Origin of the sequence: Thioclava kandeliae (genome assembly GCF_040297545.1) — a bacterium.
GTDB lineage: Bacteria > Pseudomonadota > Alphaproteobacteria > Rhodobacterales > Rhodobacteraceae > Thioclava > Thioclava kandeliae.
On sequence record NZ_JAYWLC010000034.1, the window covers coordinates 1 to 19,552 of the forward strand.

At 59.4% G+C, this 19,552-nt stretch carries 20 protein-coding genes and 1 pseudogene; 8 read left to right on the forward strand and 13 right to left on the reverse strand.

What is annotated here, in order from left to right; translation table 11 throughout:
• On the forward strand, positions 1-334 hold a 334-nt coding region (locus VSX56_RS19130), incomplete at its 5' end, for a transposase (protein ID WP_350938335.1).
• A gap of 691 nt (positions 335-1,025) precedes the next feature.
• Here VSX56_RS19130 and VSX56_RS19135 read toward each other — a convergent pair.
• The 12 genes from VSX56_RS19135 to VSX56_RS19190 form a co-directional block, all read right to left on the reverse strand.
• Positions 1,026-2,033, reverse strand: coding sequence for an asparaginase (locus VSX56_RS19135; RefSeq protein WP_350939166.1), 1,008 nt, complete (start codon positions 2,031-2,033; stop codon positions 1,026-1,028).
• 30 nt (positions 2,034-2,063) lie between these two features.
• On the reverse strand, positions 2,064-3,263 hold the full coding sequence (locus VSX56_RS19140) for an ABC transporter substrate-binding protein (RefSeq protein ID WP_350939167.1): 1,200 nt from the start codon (positions 3,261-3,263) through the stop codon (positions 2,064-2,066).
• Positions 3,260-4,261 (reverse strand): CobW family GTP-binding protein, encoded by a 1,002-nt coding sequence (locus VSX56_RS19145; RefSeq protein ID WP_350939168.1) that lies wholly within the window; start codon positions 4,259-4,261, stop codon positions 3,260-3,262. Before VSX56_RS19145 ends, VSX56_RS19140 begins: the two co-directional genes overlap by 4 nt.
• Complete coding sequence (locus VSX56_RS19150; RefSeq protein ID WP_350939169.1) at positions 4,258-4,581, reverse strand: hypothetical protein; 324 nt, start codon at positions 4,579-4,581, stop codon at positions 4,258-4,260. Before VSX56_RS19150 ends, VSX56_RS19145 begins: the two co-directional genes overlap by 4 nt.
• Before the next feature lie 63 nt (positions 4,582-4,644).
• Positions 4,645-5,523, reverse strand: a complete 879-nt coding sequence (locus VSX56_RS19155) for a polysaccharide deacetylase family protein (protein ID WP_341485826.1) — start codon at positions 5,521-5,523, stop codon at positions 4,645-4,647.
• A gap of 22 nt (positions 5,524-5,545) precedes the next feature.
• The gene (locus VSX56_RS19160; RefSeq protein WP_350939170.1) at positions 5,546-6,604 is read right to left on the reverse strand and encodes an ABC transporter ATP-binding protein; all 1,059 of its coding nucleotides are present in this window, start codon (positions 6,602-6,604) and stop codon (positions 5,546-5,548) included.
• Positions 6,605-6,679: 75 nt separating this feature from the next.
• Complete coding sequence (locus tag VSX56_RS19165; RefSeq protein WP_350939171.1) at positions 6,680-7,897, reverse strand: ABC transporter substrate-binding protein; 1,218 nt, start codon at positions 7,895-7,897, stop codon at positions 6,680-6,682.
• A gap of 60 nt (positions 7,898-7,957) precedes the next feature.
• Positions 7,958-8,716 (reverse strand): SDR family NAD(P)-dependent oxidoreductase, encoded by a 759-nt coding sequence (locus VSX56_RS19170; protein WP_350939172.1) that lies wholly within the window; start codon positions 8,714-8,716, stop codon positions 7,958-7,960.
• On the reverse strand, positions 8,713-9,447 hold the full coding sequence (locus VSX56_RS19175) for an SDR family NAD(P)-dependent oxidoreductase (RefSeq protein ID WP_350939173.1): 735 nt from the start codon (positions 9,445-9,447) through the stop codon (positions 8,713-8,715). Before VSX56_RS19175 ends, VSX56_RS19170 begins: the two co-directional genes overlap by 4 nt.
• Entirely contained in the window at positions 9,444-10,283 is an 840-nt protein-coding gene (locus VSX56_RS19180) for an ABC transporter permease (protein WP_350939174.1), read from the reverse strand. The genes VSX56_RS19175 and VSX56_RS19180 overlap by 4 nt, the downstream gene beginning before the upstream one ends.
• A 3-nt stretch (positions 10,284-10,286) precedes the next feature.
• Entirely contained in the window at positions 10,287-11,198 is a 912-nt protein-coding gene (locus tag VSX56_RS19185) for an ABC transporter permease (protein WP_350939175.1), read from the reverse strand.
• The gene (locus tag VSX56_RS19190) at positions 11,198-12,268 is read right to left on the reverse strand and encodes an ABC transporter ATP-binding protein (protein WP_350939176.1); all 1,071 of its coding nucleotides are present in this window, start codon (positions 12,266-12,268) and stop codon (positions 11,198-11,200) included. Before VSX56_RS19190 ends, VSX56_RS19185 begins: the two co-directional genes overlap by 1 nt.
• Before the next feature lie 283 nt (positions 12,269-12,551).
• Between VSX56_RS19190 and VSX56_RS19195 the strand changes: the two genes are divergently transcribed.
• Positions 12,552-13,553 carry a GntR family transcriptional regulator gene (locus VSX56_RS19195; RefSeq protein WP_350939177.1) on the forward strand — a complete coding sequence of 334 codons (1,002 nt, stop codon included), beginning with the start codon at positions 12,552-12,554 and terminating at the stop codon, positions 13,551-13,553.
• 16 nt (positions 13,554-13,569) lie between these two features.
• On the opposite strand, the gene VSX56_RS19200 is transcribed toward VSX56_RS19195, so the two are convergent.
• Positions 13,570-14,463 carry a LysR family transcriptional regulator gene (locus VSX56_RS19200; protein ID WP_350939178.1) on the reverse strand — a complete coding sequence of 298 codons (894 nt, stop codon included), beginning with the start codon at positions 14,461-14,463 and terminating at the stop codon, positions 13,570-13,572.
• A gap of 452 nt (positions 14,464-14,915) precedes the next feature.
• Between VSX56_RS19200 and pxpA the strand changes: the two genes are divergently transcribed.
• The 6 genes and pseudogenes from pxpA to VSX56_RS19230 form a co-directional block, all read left to right on the forward strand.
• On the forward strand, positions 14,916-15,632 hold the full coding sequence (gene pxpA, locus VSX56_RS19205; protein WP_350939179.1) for a 5-oxoprolinase subunit PxpA: 717 nt from the start codon (positions 14,916-14,918) through the stop codon (positions 15,630-15,632).
• A gap of 32 nt (positions 15,633-15,664) precedes the next feature.
• The gene (locus VSX56_RS19210) at positions 15,665-15,901 is read left to right on the forward strand and encodes an acetyl-CoA carboxylase (protein ID WP_350939180.1); all 237 of its coding nucleotides are present in this window, start codon (positions 15,665-15,667) and stop codon (positions 15,899-15,901) included.
• Between the two features lie 4 nt (positions 15,902-15,905).
• Positions 15,906-17,291, forward strand: a complete 1,386-nt coding sequence (locus VSX56_RS19215; RefSeq protein ID WP_350939181.1) for an acetyl-CoA carboxylase biotin carboxylase subunit — start codon at positions 15,906-15,908, stop codon at positions 17,289-17,291.
• Positions 17,288-18,163 carry a 5-oxoprolinase subunit B family protein gene (locus VSX56_RS19220; RefSeq protein WP_350939182.1) on the forward strand — a complete coding sequence of 292 codons (876 nt, stop codon included), beginning with the start codon at positions 17,288-17,290 and terminating at the stop codon, positions 18,161-18,163. The genes VSX56_RS19215 and VSX56_RS19220 overlap by 4 nt, the downstream gene beginning before the upstream one ends.
• Positions 18,153-19,124 carry a 5-oxoprolinase subunit C family protein gene (locus VSX56_RS19225; protein WP_350939183.1) on the forward strand — a complete coding sequence of 324 codons (972 nt, stop codon included), beginning with the start codon at positions 18,153-18,155 and terminating at the stop codon, positions 19,122-19,124. The genes VSX56_RS19220 and VSX56_RS19225 overlap by 11 nt, the downstream gene beginning before the upstream one ends.
• A gap of 269 nt (positions 19,125-19,393) precedes the next feature.
• A pseudogene (locus tag VSX56_RS19230) lies at positions 19,394-19,552 on the forward strand (IS256 family transposase); the annotation flags it as partial.

A 19,552-nucleotide genomic window follows, 5' to 3' on the forward strand; every position in this document is an offset into this window, starting at 1 on the left:
CGCTGATCAGATGCGTCCGAAACTGCCAAAGCTGGCGACCCTCATGGACGGCGCCGAGGAGGATGTGCTGGCCTACATGACCTTTCCCCAGCAGCATCGAACGAAGCTACACAGCACAAATCCGATTGAGCGCCTAAACGGCGAGATCAAGCGCCGTACGGACGTGGTCGGGATCTTTCCTAATGAGGCTTCGATCCGCCGCCTCGTTGGGGCCATCCTGATGGAGCAGACCGAGGAATGGACCGTCCAGCGCGGTCGATACATGACACTGGAAACGCTGGCGCCAATCTGCGATGATGTCGTGGTCAGCTTGCCTGCAGCGCAGCGCGACTGATCAGCTCGGCCCGCCAGTCAGCACGAGGCCCGCTATGAGCTACACCATCAGTTGGGACACGATCGCTTAGATCGCAGTTTTGCCCGAATAACGCTAACTGAGCGCAAACTTGGACCAACATATCAGACTAATGTGATACTCCTAACCGATCGAACGCTCCTCTCCTTGTTTCGCCAGATACATCTATGCCCTACCGTACAAACGACAGTGCGAGGATTTCCTCGAGCTCGAATTGGATGAGGCGCAAAATTCTTTTCCGCCTATCGGACAAGAGGTGCCTCGAAGGCATCAGAAATGTTGTTCCCTCTCAGATCGAAAATCGAGGCGTATCAAGTCGGATGAACTGCGTTCGTCGAGTAGATGATAGACAACCAGAAGGCCGCTCATAGCTACGATCTGTGTTTCGGCCCGAACCTTTGGCGATCCTGCTGGGCAGACCCATCGCGCAGCGCCGCCCACTTATGGCGATTCAGTTCTGACGAAAGAGCGCCGCTCATCGCAATCAATATCGCGATCCTGACCGTTTCGTTTGCCTCGGTGAAACTGCGTCGCAACGATCAATTCATCCGTAACGAGCACCTCAGGGCCGAAGACGTCGATATGGTAGCGGGGACCTTTGCCGAGTGCCGCAGGTCCACCTCTAGCCAGCACACCTTTCTTATCAACTCGATTTGGTGTGCCCAGTAAGAGCTTACTCAGAACCGTCGGGATTTGCCTCCCCAAAGCCGACAATATACCTTCTGATTTCTTCAATTTGATATCCAGATCCCAAAAGAACAGCGAGCAATAAACGCGTCTTTACGGGCGGCAAATCCCCCGCAAAAATAACACCTGCATCATCGAGCGTGCGACCTCCGGAATCGTTTCCATAAATCGGCATCGTCCGGCCTTCAGGGCAGCGGCTTGCTACAAGAACCGGCACGCCCTTCTTGATTGCATCTGCGGCGGCCTGAGCAAAACCCACAGGGGCGTTTCCACGCCCGAAGGCCGCAAGCACAACGCCGCTTGCGCCATTCGCGACTGCCCAAGACAGGAAATCCGCCCGGCTACCAAGCCCCAAAAGCATCAGCTCGACATCAGGGTCGATCTGGGCGGGAGTAAAAATCTTGCGCTTGGCGCTATTGAGGCGCGTGACATGGACATTTGGCCCGTCGACATCCCCTAGCTTGCCGAAACCCGGCGAGCGGAACGTATCTACGCGGGAGCTATGGAATTTGGTCACATGCCGTGCCGAATGGATCTCGCCCTCGAAACAGATGGTGGCACCCGCTCCCGTTAGTGCATTGCAGGCGGCGGCCCGAATAGCCTCGGCAATATTGCGCGGCCCGTCCGTATCCGCCTCGCCTGCGTGTCGCTGGGCCCCGGTGAAGACCACGGGCTTATCGGAGGAGACCAGAAGATAGGCCAGATAGGCGCTCTCTTCCATTGTGTCGGTACCATGGGTGACCACTACACCATCGATAGACGGATCGGCCAGCACGTCATCGATCCGCCGGCAGAGGCGGAACACCGTCGCCAGATCAAGCGCGTAGCTGCCTTTGGCCTGAAAACTCTCGGCGGAAACCTCGATCCCCGTCAGAGGATCATGTAGCCCCGCCAACAGGCTCTGTGCCGTAAGCCCAGCCGTTACCGGCCCGCCTTCTGTCTGCGCGCGGGACGCAATCGTACCGCCTGTACCGATCAGATGTATCCGTGCCATATCTGTCCTTTTGTCCTGTGCAGGCAAGCTTCAACCGGCCTTACGGGCATTACGCCCTTGGGCCTGCGTTGCAGCCGCAGTGATCTCGGTCCAGCGCCGGACCAGATAATTGTGCTCGTCCATTGTGGAATTCCACACGGCGATATTCTTCGACCGCGCTCTGACCGAACCGCCCGAGCGCATATCGCCCTGATGCACCGCAATATGACCGTTAGGTCCCGGTAGATCGCAGGCGGCCGCCCGCCCCTCGTACCAGTACTCCCATTCCTCGGGCGCAAGATTGGCCCGAACGGGTGCTGGCACAGACATGTAGTAACCCTGTCGTGCGACCTGCGCACCCGCCACACCCGAGAGATACCAGTTGAGCCAATCATAGGCGCGGCCAAGTTGCGCGCCCTCAAGATGACGCGCCAGACACATGCCGCCATGCCATGCGCGGTATCCCTGCTCAGGCACGGCCTGCCGAACCCGCAGCCCCGCTTCTTTCAACGCAGCCACAGTGGGTGACCAGAGCGAGGAAATGGCCAGTTCACCGGAGCGGAACCGTTCGACCGGATCGGTCGCGCGCCGCCAGAAAGGCGCCAGATGTCCCGAAGCCACCAGTTCAAGCCCCAGTGTCGCCATCTCGTCGATCTCGGCCACGCTCATATTACCCGGATCCTCAACCTTTATCCGGTCTGCTGCCATTAGCGCCTGAACCAAATCGAAAACACCGATCCCCGGGTCATCAACCAGCGCCACACGCCCATGCCAACGTGGGTCTAGAAGTTCTGCCCAGCTGGTGACATCGCCATCCACATTCAGGCCGGTCGCGCCGACATCAATGGCGAAACTGTCGTAATTATAGAAGGTTGGCAGCATCGATACATATTGGCCCAGCCGCGCCGAGAGAGACGCATCGGGCTGTACCCAGAGCCGGGTTGCCGGCATGTCGCCATAGCCCACCCCTCCATGTGCCGGATCAAGTGCGGGGCCATCCATCTGCGTCCAGTAGTCGATACGCGAGATGTCGATGGGCTGGATGGCGCGCCAATGCCAGACAATATCGAGATTGTGGAAGCACTGGTCATAGATATCGTAGCTATGCGGAGACATCGCCGCGATCCGCTGGGCGTTCACGAAATCCATCTCGATGAACTCGAGCTCAAAACCGAGCTCGGCCTCGGCCTGTACCTTGAAACGGCGCCATGGCTGGATTTCGGTCGTCAGAATTCGAAGGCGTTCGGTCAAGCGACGGCCCTCGCCTGCACCACGCCTGTGAACGCGGCGAAAGACCTGCGGATCAGCTCGGGCTCGAGCCCCTCAAGAATGAAAACCAGCCGCGAATGGCGCGGCTCCGCGGGCCAATGCGCCATATGGGTAGGGGCATGCACTAGATGCTGGACACCATGAATAGCCACGGGGCGGTCTTCTCCTTCCAAGGCAAGGATCCCTTTCACACGGAAAATGCGATCACCATAGCGATGCAGAAGAAGCGTGAGCCAGATCCCGAACATAGTCCAGTCTATACGCTCTTCGATCACCAGTGAGAAGGAGGTTACACCTAAGTCATCATAACCATGATTATGATGATGGTGGTGATGCGAGCTACACTGACCATCCCCCCAGCATGGCTCGGGCAAGCCGGTGTGATCGGCGTCAAACCCGCCCAGCATTTGCGCCACTCTGTCTTGCGTCGTCCAGACGGAGGCGGTGGGATTCATCCGATGCAGCCGTTCGAGCACACGCTCGACCTGTGCCTCATCGGCCAGATCGGTCTTGGTCAGAATTAGGCGGTCGGCACTGGCGATCTGGCGGATCGCTTCGGCGCGATGGTCAAGCTGCAGCCCCGCGTTCACCGCATCGACTGTGGTCAACACTCCGCCCGAGCGGAAATGGCTTCGCAGCACCGGATGCGCCGTAAGCGTCTGCAAGACGGGATAAGGATCGGCCAGACCAGTCGTCTCGATCACCACCCGATCAAAACTGATCTCGCCGCGCGCACGCAGGCTGTGGAGGTTTTGCAGCGCTTCGGCCACCTCGCCCCGCACGGTACAGCACACGCAGCCCGATTTCAGCAACACTACATTATCGTCGATCCGGTCGAGAAGATGATGATCAAGCCCCACTTCGCCGAATTCATTGATCAGCACAGCAGCATCAGAGAGCGAAGGATCTTCCAAAAGCCGTTGCAGAAGCGTCGTTTTACCCGAACCCAGAAAACCCGTGAGCAAGATAACCGGGGTCATTTGGCCTCCATAAAAGCAATCAGATCCTCATCGAGCGGATCGAAAGCCCGCCCAGTTAGCGCCTCGGCCTCGGGCCAGAGATGCGATAGCGCCTCGAACACGCTTGATTTTCCGGTGGGCGAGGAAAGCACATAATTCACCCCCTGCCATTCCGCGAGATTGAGACGGCGATGCGCCAATACCTGATTGGCCGCACGGATCCGGCGCACGCCCTCAGCACGGCGGGCCTGCATGTCGGTATTGCGGGTGAACACGCCTTCGCGCCCGACCGCATTCGTCCAATGGTCATCGCATCCCAAGATGCCGCAAAGCGAGCACATATCCCAGCCTTTCTCAAAGATGATCCGGGCAGGCTGCCCCGCCCGGATCTGTTGCGCGAGTGGTTATTTCCGCGGGAAACGGGCCGCGTAATCATCGGCCATTTCGTTCATGGTGACGAATTTCACGCCCTCATGCGACTTAATGTGATTGAAGAGACGCTCGAGCATCATCAACACTTGCGGACGACCCGAGACATCGGGGTGGATGGTGATCGGGAAGACCGCATAATCCATATTGGCATAGACCCAGTCGAACTGGTCGCGCCACATCTCTTCGATATCGCGCGGATTGACGAAGCCGTGGCTGTTGGGCGATTTCTTGATGAACATCATCGGCGGAAGATCATCGAGATACCAGTTGGCAGGGATCTCGATCAGATCGGTCTCCTCGCCACGCACGAGTGGCTTCATCCAGTCCTCGGGCTTGCCCGCATAGTCGATCTTGGTCCAGCTATCGCCCACGCGCACGCGATAGGGCGTGAAATCGTTATGCATCAGGGAGTGGTCGTATTTGATGCCCTTCTTTAAAAGCAACTCGTTGGTGACATTCGAGAATTCCCACCACGGTGCGACATAGCCCGTGGGCCGTTTGCCGGAAATCTCGGTGATAAGCCCAATACATTTGTCCAGCACCGCCTCTTCCTGCTCGGGGGTCATGGCGATGGGGTTTTCATGGCTATAGCCGTGAATGCCGATCTCGTGGCCGCGCGCGGCCACATCCTTCATCTGCTCGGGGAAGGTTTCCGCCGAGTGGCCAGGAATGAACCATGTGGTCTTGATGCCGAACTTGTCGAACATATCCAGCAAGCGTGGCGCCCCCACTTCGCCTGCAAACAGCCCGCGCGAGATATCGTCGGGGCTATCCTCGCCACCATAGGAGCCAAGCCAGCCCGCCACTGCGTCCACATCGATGCCGAAGCCAACGAGAATTTCTTTTGCCATTTTTCGTCTCCTTTTAAAAATCTTAGCCTGCGATCATCGTGACCGAGGCAGGGTCGACCGCGAGCGTGACAAACGCGCCAGCGTCCAGCCCTTGCGCACGATCGACATGGGTTTCGATGCGGATTTCGCGCTGGTCGGCGAGCTGCATCCGGAAATAGCCTGTGGCCCCCACGATCTGGCGGCCGGTTACGGTTGCGGGCAGCCGGATCTCGCCTGCGGTCCCTTGCGGGCTCAGGCGGAAAGCCTCGGCAGGGATCACTGCCAGCGTGGCCTCGGGAGTGCCCACCCCCGCCAGTGCTCCAAGCGGGGTGTCGAGGCGTGCAAACCCACCTTCGGCAGGTAGGCTCCGTCCCTCGATCAGCGTGTTCGAACCAATGAAATCGGCTACAAATGGCGTCGCGGGGCGGCGGTAAAGCTCCCTAGGGGCAGAGATCTGCTCGACCACCCCGTTCGACATCACCACCACGCGGTCCGACAGGCCAAGGGCCTCGGATTGCGCATGGGTCACGAAGATGAAGGTGATCCCCAACTCGCGCTGCAAAAGCTTCAGCTCGTTCTGGATGATCCTGCGTAGATTGGCATCAAGCGCGCCAAGCGGTTCATCCAGCAGCAAAATCTCGGGCTCAACCACCAGCCCGCGTGCAAGGGCGATCCGTTGGCGCTGCCCGCCCGACAACCGGTCGGCCTTGCGGTCGGCCACGGCGGTGAGGTCGAACATATCAAGGATACGCTCCACCTTGCGGTCGCGTTCGGCACGGGGCAGCCCCTTCACCTCCAACCCGAAGCCGATATTCTGGCGTACCGTCATATGCGGGAAGAGCGCGTAGTTCTGGAAAATCATCGAGGTCGGGCGCTTTTCGGCGGGAAGATGCGTCACATTGCGGTTCATCATCATCACCTCACCATTGGTGATGTCCTCAAAACCGGCGATCATGCGCAAGGTGGTGGATTTGCCGCAGCCCGAGGGGCCGAGAAAGGCGACAAACTCGCCCTTTTCCACCTTCAGGTCGAAATCGGACACAGCGACCGTGCCGTCGGAATAGGTCTTGCCGACGGAAATCAGCTCGAGGTCATAGATCATGGGTCAGCCTGCTAGTCTGAGAAAAAAGACCCGGACGGGCGCAACCGCCCGGGCCAGTCGGGGGAAAACCCGGCTTTACGCGTTCAGGAACTCGTCCCAGCGCTGGATCAGGTGGTCGTATTCATCCGGCCACTGGTGCCAATAGGCGACATTTGCCGCGCGCTCTTCCAGCGAGCCGCCATCACGCAGATCGCCCGGATTGATGCCGCGGGTCGGTTCGCCCTTCCACGGCTGGCCTTCATACCAGAAGGCATATTCATCAGGGTCCATCACGTCTTTGATGTTGGTGGCGGGCGAATAATAGCCCTGTTCGGTCACCGTGATGCCCGGCTTGCCCGAGAGCCAGAAATTGGCATAGGCGATGACCGCTTCGCGGTTGGGCGTGCCCTTGAGCATCGACGGCCCGATGGCCCAGCCACGATAGCCCTCTTTGGGGGTCGCGTATTTGGCGGGCTTGCCCTGTGCCTTGACCGCCATCACCGCAGGCTGCCAGGCGTCACAAACCACCATCTCGCCCGAGGCCATGAGGTTGACCAGCTCGCCAAAATCGCCCCAGAGCGCGCGGAACTGGCCGGCCTTCTTCTTGGCGATCAGGAACTTGGCAGCCTCGTCGATCTCGTCCTTGGTCGGGTTGCCGGGATTGCTGGCCTCCAGAAGGCCCAGAGAATTCATCGCCAGAATGGCCTGACCAATGGCAATCAGCGGATCGACGTTCAGGCCCGACTTGCCCTTCCACTTATCATCGAAAAGCGCAGTCCACGTGTTGGCTTCCTCGGCCGACAGCACATCTGGGTTGTAGCCGATGGAATCGTAGTTATAGACCGCAGGCACCATATAAAGCTGGGTCTGGCCTTCATCCGCCCAGATCTGGCCGGAAATCTGTGCCTGCGGCGCCCATTTGGGGTTGGTTTTGGTGAAGGTGTCGCGGATCGAAGCCCAGTTGGGGACTTCGGCAACCGGTATGGGCTCGACATTGTCAGTCGCGATCAGTGCCGGAAGGCGCTCGCCGATGATTTCCCAGCAGTCATAATCGCTCGAACCCGACAGGATCTTGGTCTGCGCATCCGGATAGGTCGAGGGCGTGCCCGAGACCGACCCTACCCCGCTGGCTTCCTTGAACATCTCGAGGATACGGTCCTGCACGGTGGTCGACAGACCTGTGGTGCGCAACTGTTCGGACGAGAGGCTCTGCGCACGGGCAAAACGCGCCCAAGGATGCATGCCCGAGCCAAGCGCCACTGCGCCCAGTGCCGCGCCCGAACGCAGGAGATGCCGTCTGTTGATGATGGTCATATATCTATTCCCTGTTGAGGATGAGGTTGCAAAGGAGGGCACCGCTTCTTGCGGCGGTGTTCAGTAGCGGCCCGGTGTCAGGCCACCATCGACCGTGATGACCTGACCGGTGAGGTAGGACGCATCAACGGAGGCGAGGAACCCGATGACAGAGGCGATCTCGGACGGATCGCCCAACCGCTGCATCGGGATATAGGGGGAGGCAATCTCGGCGGCTTTGGGTCCGAGACTATGGCCGGGATTGAGAAGCTGCGCGGTGCGGATATAGCCCGGTGCCACGCCATTCACGCGGATGCCACGACCGGCAAATTCCACCGCGAGGCCGCGCACCAGCCCGATCACGCCGGATTTGGCCGCCGAGTAATGCACATGTTCGTTCCAACCATAGGCCGTGCCCATGATGGAGCTAAGACAGATGATCGATGCCCCGTTTTTCATCGCAGGCAGCGCCGGACGGATCACGCGCAACATGCCCTTGAGGTCAATCTCGAAAGTCTCGTCCCATTTCTCGTCGGTCATCTCGGCCATCGGCACACAATGCGCGATACCTGCATTGGCCACGATCACGTCAATCCGGCCATGCCTGTCCAAGACCTCGGCCACCAGCGCATCACAGGCGGGAGTGTCGCGCACATCCAGCGCCATGAACTCGGCCGAACCACCCTTGGCGGTGATCGCCTCGACGACCAGAGCACCTTCATTGGCCAGAATATCGGTGACAATCACATGATCACCCTTGACGCCAAAGGTCTCGGCCACGGCGCGACCGATCCCGATCCCCGCGCCTGTTACGATCACTACCCGTTTGTCTTGGGTCATAGCATCACATCTCCGGAATTCGGGCCAAGTGTCTGGCCCACATACAGTTTCGCATCGTCAGAGCAGAGGAAGGCCACGCTTCCGGCCACTTCGGCCACCTCCCCGAACCGGCCCAGAGGCAGCTCGGCACGTTTGGCCGCTTTCCAGTCTTCCGAGAGAGCCTCGACAAGCGGCGTGTTGATCGGACCGGGGGCCACGGCATTTACCCGCACGCCGCGGCTTGAAACCTCGCGGGCCAGCGATTTGGTCATGCCGATGATCGCGGCCTTGGCGCCGGCATAATGGACAAGCTCCACACCACCGACCTGACCGAGCTGGGACGCCACATTGATCACGACCCCCTCGCCCGCCACCAGCATCGCGGGCAGGCAAGCCTTGGTGCAGAGGAAATTGCCACGCACATGTACCGCAAACATCCGGTCGAACTGTTCGGGCGTGATCTCGGTGAAGGGTGCCTGATGGCCAAAACCTGCGTTGTTCACCAAGATCTGCGGATCACCAAGCGTAGCTCGTACCTGATCCAACATCGCGCTCACGGATGTCTCGTCCGACACATCGGCCGCCACGGCCATCGCCTCGCCCCCTGCAGCGATAATTGCGGCTGCGGTCTCTTCGGCGGCGTTGAGATGAAGATCATTCACGGCCACCCGCGCGCCATCTGCAGCAAGCCTGAGGGCAATCGCGGCACCGATGCCTGATCCGGCGCCAGTCACAAGGGCAACGCGGCTCATGCTTCCTGCCCCTTGAACTTGCCGGCCCGCGCGGTGAAACGCTTCATCAACAGCCCGTAGATCACCAGAAGCGTGAAGCTGAACAACGTGGTCAGCACACCGAAGGCGAAGATATTGGGATAGATCTCGACCGAGAAGGTCCCGTAGATCGCCAAAGGCAAAGTCAGGTCACGCCCTGCGGTAAATAGCGTGCGGGCGAACTCGTCATAGGACAGCGTGAAGCTGAAGAGCATGGCCGAGAGCACCCCCGGGAAGATGATCGGGAAGGTCACACGGCGGAAGGTCTGCGCAGGGCTGACACCAAGCGCCATCGAGGCTTCCTCGACGCTGCGGTCGAAGCGGTTGAAGATGGCCAGCATCACAAGGAAGGCAAAGGGATAGGTATAGACCACATGCAGTACGAAGCTGGTGCCCCACCATGCGCGCCCGACCCCCAGCGTGTTCGACAAAAGCGCCATACCAAGCCCCACCAGCACGCCCGGCACCATCATGCCGAGGATGATGAGGTAGAAGACAGGGCCAGAGCCGCGGAACTTGGTGCGGAATGCCTCGGCGCTCATGACGCCCAGAACGGTCGAAACCACGGTGGTCATAAAGGCCAGCACCAGCGAGCGGATCAGGCTGTCACCCACCGGCAGCTGCGAAACGCGCGAGCCATCGACCATGCCAAGAAGATGCTCGTACCAGTAGATGGACCAGTCGCGGATGGGGAATTGCGGACCGCCATCGGCGCTTTGGAAGCTGAGGATCGCCAGAACGATCATCGGCCCGTAAAGGAAGAGAAGGAAGATCGCCGTATAGACGCCAAGGACAGGTTTAAGGATACGCGATTGCATGGGTTACATCTCCTTGCGCAGATCGACGATGCGCAGCGCCAGTGCGATGACGGCAGTAATGATGATGGTGAGCACCACACCGGCTACGGCGGCAAAGGCCCATTTGAGCGACCCGACCTGTGAGACAATGATATTGCCCAGAAGGTTGGTCTTGCGCCCCGAAAGCGAGGCGGCGGTCGCAAACTCGCCCAGCACCATCACCGAGACAAAGATCGAGCCAACGACCACGCCCGGCAGAGACAAGGGCAGAATGATACGGCGGAAGATGGTGCCGAAAGATGCGCCCAGATCGCGTGCAGCTTCAATCACGGACGGATCGATGCGGCCAAGCATGAAGGTGATCGGCCCCACCATGAAGACGCAGTAGATCTGGGTCATCCCTACCAAAACAGAGAACTCGGAAAACAGTAGGAAGGTCAGGGGCTCGTGAATGATCCCGAGATTGAGCAGGATCGTATTGATCGCGCCTTCCGTGCCCAGCATCGGGCGCCATGCAATCACGCGGATCAGGAACGAGGTCCAGAAAGGAATTACACAGGCCACCAGAAGAGCGGTCTGAAGCGTTTTATTGCGGACGAAAAGCCCGATGAACAGCGCCACCGGGTAGCCGATAGCGATGGTCGCCACCAATACGATCGCCCAGATACGGATGGTGGTGCCAATCGCCGAAAGATAGGTCGGGGACGATAGGAAACGCTCCCAGCTGGCCGTGGTCAGCGTCGAATTCACGCTAAAAGTGGTCTGGGTCCAGAAGCTGACATAGACCACCATCGCCATCGGTAGCACCATGAAAAGCGCCATCCAGATCACCCCGGGCGTTAGTAGCATCAGCGCGCGGTTCCGGTCCTTGCGAGCACGGGCGACGGCGGGGTTCTGGGATGTGGCCTCGGGGAGGTCGGTGGTTGCAGCAGCCATTATGCAGCTCCCTCGAAAATACGGATCTGGTCAGGGTGGAAATGCAGCGCATATGTCGCGCCTTCGGTCATATCGGGCAGGCGCGGTTGGCCCAGATGGTCGACGACCTGCACGAGCTGCCCATCCTCGGTACGGAAAAACGCAAGCGCGGTCGGACCGTTGAACTCGCCCGCAAGATAGCGCGCCGGAAACGACAGATGTCCGTCGGGGACATGCCCCGGAGCAGCAATATCGATCTGGTCGAAGCGCACCCCGAGACTACCTGCCCCGCGCGGCACCAGATGCGGCGGGAGCTGGAAGGTTGCAGCCCCCGTAACGAAGCCCGACTGCGTGCCCTGCCCCGCCAGAATGTTCCACGCATTCAGATGGCGGGCGGCGGCGGCATTATCCGGAGTGTCAAACAGCCGTGTTGCCGGAGCATCCTGGACAATCTTTCCCCCCGAAAGGATGGCGACCGTGTCTCCCATGGTCAGCGCCTCGGCCTCGGATCCGGTCACATGCAGGAACGATACCTTCAGCCGCTCGCGGATCGCACGCAGCTCGTCACACATGCGCGCTCGCAGATTGGCATCAAGCGCACCCAGAGGCTCGTCCAGCAACACGATCCTCGGCTCTGTGACAAGCGTCCGCGCCAATGCGACCCGTTGGCGCTGGCCACCCGAAATCGCTCCGACACCACGATGGCCGAACCCGTTGAGCCCGACCAGATCAAGCGCGGCCTCTGCACGCTCGGCCGCTTCTTTCGGATCAGTAACAGCCCCTTTGGCACGGTGACGTAGCCCGAAGGCCACATTGTCCCGAACGCTCAGATGCGGAAAGAGCGCGAAATTTTGGAAGACGAAGCCGATATCACGCAGATGCGGCGCCACACCATCGAGACGCTGGCCATCAAAGCTGACCGTACCCTGATCGGGTTCCTCGAACCCTGCGATCACCCGTAGAAGCGTGGTCTTACCGGAACCTGATGCCCCTAAAAGGGACACATAGCAGTCATCAGGCACCGTGAAGTCCAATCCGTCCAATGCGGTTACGTCGCCGTATCTTCGGCTGACCCCGGATAGCGTAAGCATCGGCGTCTCCCTGTTTCTTTTTGATGTCTGCATACAAAAACCGATTCTTGCTCTCGATCAAGTTATTTATGATCTTTGTGCTCAAAAACCGTTTTTAGAAAGCAACGTAAGCATAGATAGGTTTATTATTTGCCTAAACTTCGCTCAGCGACCTAGGAATTGCGGGATTTCGCGCGCGAAAAACAGGCATACAACGATCTTTGTGCTCAAAAATCATTGTTACACAGGATTCAAAAATCGTTATGCTCACGGGAAAGCACGGGGACTGCCAATGGAGACACCCATGACAACAGCGTCGATCGACCGCGTGGATCCGGCCAACGGAACGCCCCCGACCATGTTCGAGGCAGCTGCCTCGCTTTTGCGCGGCAATATCGAGGCTGGGCATCTGAGGGCTGGCTTCGTCCTTCAGGAAAGCGCCCTCGCCGAACGTTTGGGCATGTCGCGCGCGACCGTCAAACGGGCCTTCTCGATCCTTGAGGAGGAAGGACTGCTGGAGCGCTTCTCAGGACGGGGTCTGATCGTAACGGGAGGCACCGAGGCGCCGCTTCGAGTGGACCTGCGACAGGTCGAGCTTGATCTCGAAGGGCTCGACGAGGCTCTGGGACAACCCTCATGGCACCGCATCTATGCCGAGGTCGAACGCGAGCTGTCCCGCAGCCTGATCTTTGGCCGCTACCGCGTGATCGAAGCGATGATTGCGCAGGAATATGACATTTCGCGCACCGTGGTTCGCGACGTGCTGGGCCGGCTGCAAGAGCGGGGGCTGGTGCAGAAAACGCAGACCTCTCGCTGGATCGTCGAACCGCTTACAGCGCAGCGCATCAAGGATAAATTCCAGTTGCGGCAGGTATTGGAAGTGGCCGCCTTAAAATCGGGTCGCGCCGACCAGACAACCCTTCAGACGCTGCTTGCCGAGATCCGTGCACTCGATCCACTGGAGAGGCTCTCGCCTGCCGACTGGTTCCGGATGGAAGGGTGTTTTTTCGAGGCGACCGTCATGGCCACGCCGAATAAGGATCTCGCCCGTTTTGCCGAGTTGAACCGCCGCGCGCTCGATGCCTCGCAGCTTGCGCTCTTCTCGCTGGGCTTGCCACCCGATCTGCAGACATTGCGCGAGATTGCGACGATCATCGAACTCCTGCAGACGGGGCCGCTTTCGGCGGCAGCCGACCTGCTGACCACCCATCTGGGCAACGCGATGGCCCGCACCATCGCACAGCTCAAGATCACGGCCATTATCGATCCACCCACCGATCTGGCACCCTATCTCAGCCCCGCTTAAACATCAGCTCTGCTACTCACCCACGATGCATGAACTCGCAAAATGCCTGCGTGGCGGAACTCTGCTCGACATTCGCTGCCCATGCGAGCCCCACATTCATCGTCGGAATCGGATCGGCAAGCGTCACCACATCGACGCGACGCCCATCTAGCGACCATGGCCTATACACCATATCCGACAGGATCGTGACCCCCATCCCCGCACCGACCATGGACCGCACAGCCTCGGTCGAGGCGGTCCGGAACGTAATCCTCGGTCGGGCGCGCAAGTGGTTCCAGTAGCGCTGCGCCGTGTTGGACGCCTCATCGACCGTCAGCATGACATAGGGTTCCTGTGCCACATCGGCCAAAGTGACTACCGGCTTCTCGAGCAGGGGATGTTCGGCACCAACCCATAACCTGCGCCGGGATTGCAGTAGCGTCTCGTAAACAAGCCCTTCCTGATTGGCGATATTCGACGTCAGCATCAACGCCAGATCGTAGCGGCCGGAGACCAGCCCATCCTCGATCAATTCGCGCGTGGTCTCTGTCATCTGCAACTCGACGCGCGGAAAAGCACGGATAAACCGTTCGAGAAAGGGCGAGGCATAATATCCGGCCACCGTATAGGTCATTGCCAGCCGCAAGGTTCCAGCAATCTCGCTACGCCGCAGATTGGGCGCGCGCACCGCCTCGTCCAGTGCTCCCAGCACCCGACGCGCATGATCTTGAAAGATCGTCCCCTCATAGGTCAGCGACATTCCCCCCGCAAAACGGTCGAAAAGGCGCGCGCCCACAATCTCCTCCAGCTGCCGGATCGCCGTTGTCACTGCCGATTGCGACACGTTCAATTCCTTGGCGGCACGGGAGACCTGACCCTCGCGGGCCACCGCAACAAAATAGCGAATCTGGCGAAACGTCGGATCATTCATTTTGAAGATACCTTACATCTTGAGAACAGATAGTAGGCGTCAGGGTCAGAGCCTGCCAAGTTAAAATATCAATTATAAAGTATATATTCATCAATAAATTAGTGCGTATGTTTGAAAGAATTATAAGAGCAAATGCCGGACAGATGGCGCAACTATTATCAATTTTCCAAAATTAGCTCCCAGTAATTTCTGTATTTTACATTTTATCGAATCACTGGCTTCATAGCGTTAAGGCCGGAAAAAAGATCCGGTGAAGGCCCGCCAGAGGCCGCCCCACAATAGACGAGACCAACTCACCGTTCCCTCCGATCCGCCCGACCGGACACGCTCTTGCGCATCCTCGCAAGTGTCCTGTCATGGCATCTTCCGCCCCGCTTGTCCCCCGCATGGCCCCGCCTTGCGCGACCTGAGCGTCTGGCACCGGAGCAACGGCACCAGAAAGGACAAGGCCTGTGAAAGCCACCCTTAATTGCGACATGGGAGAGAGCTTCGGCCTCTATAGCTTTGGCGATGACGCTGCGATCATGCCCCATATCGGACAGGCCAATGTAGCTTGCGGCTTCCATGGCTCCGACCCGGGGCACATGCGCCGCACCGTCGCACTGGCGCATAGCCATGGCGTCAGTGTCGGTGCGCATGTGTCTCTTCCTGATCTGTCCGGCTTCGGACGGCGCGAAATGCAGATGGACCGTCAGGAAATGGCGGATATCATCCTCTACCAGATCGGGGCGTTAAAAGGTTTTCTGGATGCCAGTGGCATGAAGCTCGATTATCTCAAGCCGCATGGGGCGCTCTATGGCATGGCCGCACGGCAAGAGCATATTGCCCATGCTGTCGCGGATGCCGCCGGGGTCTATGACCTTCCGGTGATGGGGCTGAGTGGCACCCTTCATGAGCGCATCTACACGGAACGCGGGCTGACCTTCTGGGCTGAATTCTTTGCCGATCTCGACTATGATGACGAAGGCCGTCTGATCATCACCCGCGACCATCAGGCCGTGGATCCTGCACTCGCCGCAGAGCGCTGCCGGCGCGCGGTTTTCGAGGGCCTTCTGACCACCGTTTCGGGCAAACACCTTCCGGTGCGCGCCGAAACCATCTGCATCCATTCTGATACGCCGAACGCTGTCCAGATCGCTCAAGCGGTCAAGGCCGCGCTCGGCCAATGAAGCTCCCACCCCTGCACAAAAGGATCCTGCTCATGTCCACCGAAATCCGCTCTCCCGTTCCGGGCACTTTCTACCGCAAACCCGCCCCCGACCAGCCCGCTTTCAAGGATATCGGAGAGAATGTGGCCGCAGGCGACACCATCGGGCTGGTAGAGGTGATGAAGACCTTTATCGAAATCAAGGCCGCCGATGCAGGCGTAATTTCCGCTTTCATGGTCGAAGATGGTATGCCCGTCACTCCGGGCCAATGCGTCTGCGTGTTGGGGTGAATCCATGGCCATCTGCAAACTTCTTATTGCCAATCGCGGCGAGATTGCCCTGCGTATCCAGCGCGCTGCCCGTGATCTTGGCCTGAAGACCGTGCAGGTCCACTCCGAGGCCGATAGCGAGATGCTGGCCGTCAAACTGGCCGACGAGGCCATCTGCATCGGGCCCGCGCCAGCCTCGAAATCCTATCTGGATATCGAGGCGATCCTGAAGGCCGCAAAAGACAGCGGCGCAGATTCGATCCATCCCGGATACGGGTTCCTCTCGGAAAATGCAGGCTTTGCCGATGCAGTGGTCGCAGCAGGACTGGTCTTTGTGGGACCGTCAGGAGACACGATCCGGATGATGGGAGACAAGGCCGCCGCCCGTGCAAGCGCCGTCGCCGCAGGCGTGCCAACCGTGCCCGGCTCGGAGGGCATCATCACCGATATGAAGGCTGCCGAAACCCTTGCGCAGGAAATCGGCTTTCCGGTTATGATCAAGGCCGCCGCCGGGGGTGGCGGACGCGGCATCCGAGTGGCCGAGACCGCGGAAGAGTTCCGCACATTCGCGCCGCAGGCCTCTGCCGAAGCCAAAGCCGCCTTTGGTGATGGCGGCATCTATATCGAGAAGCTCATCACCCGCGCCCGCCATGTGGAAGTGCAGATCATGGGCGACGGTCAGGATGTGGTGCATTTCTTTGATCGCGAATGCTCGCTCCAACGCCGCCGCCAGAAAGTCTGGGAGGAAGCCCCCTCGGCTGCGCTGGACGAGACTACCCGCGACGCTCTGTGCCAATCCGCCGTGGCGCTTGCGAAATCGGTCAATTACCGTGGCGCTGGAACGCTCGAATACCTCTATGATGATGCGACTGGCGCGTTCTATTTCATCGAGATGAACACACGCATCCAGGTCGAACATCCGGTGACGGAGATGATCACCGGCCATGATCTTCTGGCCGAGATGATCCGCGTGGCGGGTGGGGCGCCGCTTTCGGTCAGCCAGTCCGATATCCAAAGGCGTGGCCACGCGATCGAGGTACGGCTGAATGCCGAGGATCCTGCCAATAACTTCATGCCCTTCCCCGGTGTGGTGAGCGGCCTGCGCCTGCCCGATGGGCCAGGCGTGCGGATGGATCATATGCTTTATCAGGGCTACGCGATACCGCCCTTCTATGACTCGCTTCTGGGGAAGCTGGTGGTCTGGGCAGAGACCCGCGAGGCGGCACTGACCCGCCTTGACCGTGCGCTTGGCGAGCTGCAGATCGAGGGCCTCCCCTCGACCGCGCCGCTTTTCGCAGCACTTCTAAGCGATGACGATATTCGCGCCAATAGCGTCCACACCAAATGGCTGGAGCCATGGCTTGAAACCCACGCCCATCTGATCGACACAGCAAAGGACAAAGCCGCATGAGCTGCCGATATTCCTATGGCGGAGACGAGCATATCTTCGTCGAAGTCGATCCCTCCATGTCGCTCGAGGCCTTCTTCACCTCGCTTTCCATGACCAATGCTGTGCGCGACGCGAAAATCGGGGGCATCACGGAAATCTGCCCCGCCAATGCCTCGTTCCAGATCAAATTCGACCCCGATGTGATCGCGCCCGAAGACCTGATGGCGCGGCTGCAGGATCTGGAGGCCCGAGCCGAGGCGGCCCCTGCCGTGCTCGAGACCCGCATTGTCGAAATTCCGGTCTATTATCAGGATCCTTGGACCCATGAGACCCTGATGCGGTTCCGCGAGCGCCATCAGGACCCCGAGGCGACCGATCTGGAATATGCCGCGCGGATCAATGGCTATGACAGTGTCGCGGCCTTCATCGAGGCGCATTCGGGTGCACCATGGTTCGTGTCGATGGTGGGGTTCGTGTCGGGCCTGCCGTTCCTTTACCAGATGGTCGAGCGCGAGCGGCAGATCGAGGTTCCCAAATACCTCCGCCCGCGCACGGATACACCCAAACAGACCGTGGGCTATGGGGGCTGCTTCTCTTGCATCTATTCGGTGCGCGGCGCGGGCGGATACCAGATGTTCGGCATCACACCGATGCCGATCTATGACCCCGAGCAGAAGGTAGCGCATCTGAAAGACTTCATGGTCTTCTTCCGCCCCGGCGATATTGTGAAATGGAAGCCCATCACCCGCGACGATTATGACCATATCCTGCGCGAGGTCGAGGAGGGCAGCTATACTCCCCGCATCCGCCCCGTGCGTTTCTCGCTCGAGGAGTTCAACGCCGATATCGACGGCACCAATGCCAAACTGATGGAGGCACTTCATGCCGATTAATGTGATCTCCGCCGGAATTTCCACGACTGTGCAAGACCTTGGCCGTCCCGGCTATTACCATCTAGGTATTCCAATGGGCGGCGCGATGGACCGCATGGCCCTGCGTGCGGGCAACCTGCTGGTGGGCAATGATGAAGGCCTGGCCTGTCTGGAATGCGCATTTTTCGGGCCGGAGCTGGAATTTACCGAAGATACGGTGATCGCCATCACCGGCGCGGAAATGCCGCCCAAAATTGATGGCATCCCCCAGCCAACATGGACTGCATTGGCAATCCGCGCAGGCCAGGTCCTGTCCTTCGACTATCTACAGGCTGGCGCACGCGCCTATATCGCAGTGGCAGGCGGGATCGACGTGCCTATGGCGCTCGGGTCGCGCTCGACCTATGCAATCGGCTCGCTCGGGGGCGTGAACGGACGCGCGGTTCAACCGGGTGACGCGCTACCTCTTGGTCAGTCAACAGCCAGCAAACCCGGAAATTCCCTTGCTGCAGAGCTGCGCCGCCTACCTACGGATGACACGTTGCTGCGCATCTTGCCGGGGCTCTATTCCCACCGGCTGACGGCGCAAAGTCTTGACGGGTTTTTCGCGGATCGTTGGCGCGTCGCAAATGAGGCGGACAGGATGGGCTATCGTTTCCAAGGTGGCAAACCTCTTGAATTCGTCGCGCAGGAGCAACCTTTCGGCGCGGGCTCCGATCCGTCCAATATCACCGATGCCTGCTACCCCTACGGCTCGGTACAGGTCCCCAGCGGTGCTGAACCGATCATCCTGCACCGTGATGCCGTATCCGGCGGGGGATATTTCATGCTGGGCACCGTCATTTCGGCTGACATGGATCTTATCGGGCAACTTCAACCCAATACCCATATCCGCTTCGAGAAGGTAGATATGGCTATGGCATTGGAGGCGCGCGCGGCAAGGCGCACGCATATGGAGACGATACGCGCAGCGTTGCGATAAGGGGCGCCGGCACCAGTTAATCTCCCTCAATGGTATGCCACCAAAGATGTGAGGATACAGAAATCGGGACCAAAGCAAGCGCCGATTGGGTTCCGACTGGGATGGTCAGTCTGCCCGATAATTCAGGCTATAAGCGCACGCCCATTTCTGACGCTTGGCGTCGGCTCAAGGATAGATCGTGTCCCACGGGGTGGTGTAGCTCAGGTGGCCATCGGGTTTCTTAGTAAGGTCGGGTTGCTAGACTCAATCTGATCCAAGGATGACACCCGATGACCAAACCTATGATGGACCTTCGCGCGCTTGTCGAACAGAGCGGCGATGCAGATTTACTGCGTGAGATGATTGGCTTTGCCGCCGAGCGACTAATGGAGCTCGAGGTTGGCGCCAAGACCGGCGCGGACTATGGCGAGAAGAGTGCCGAACGACTG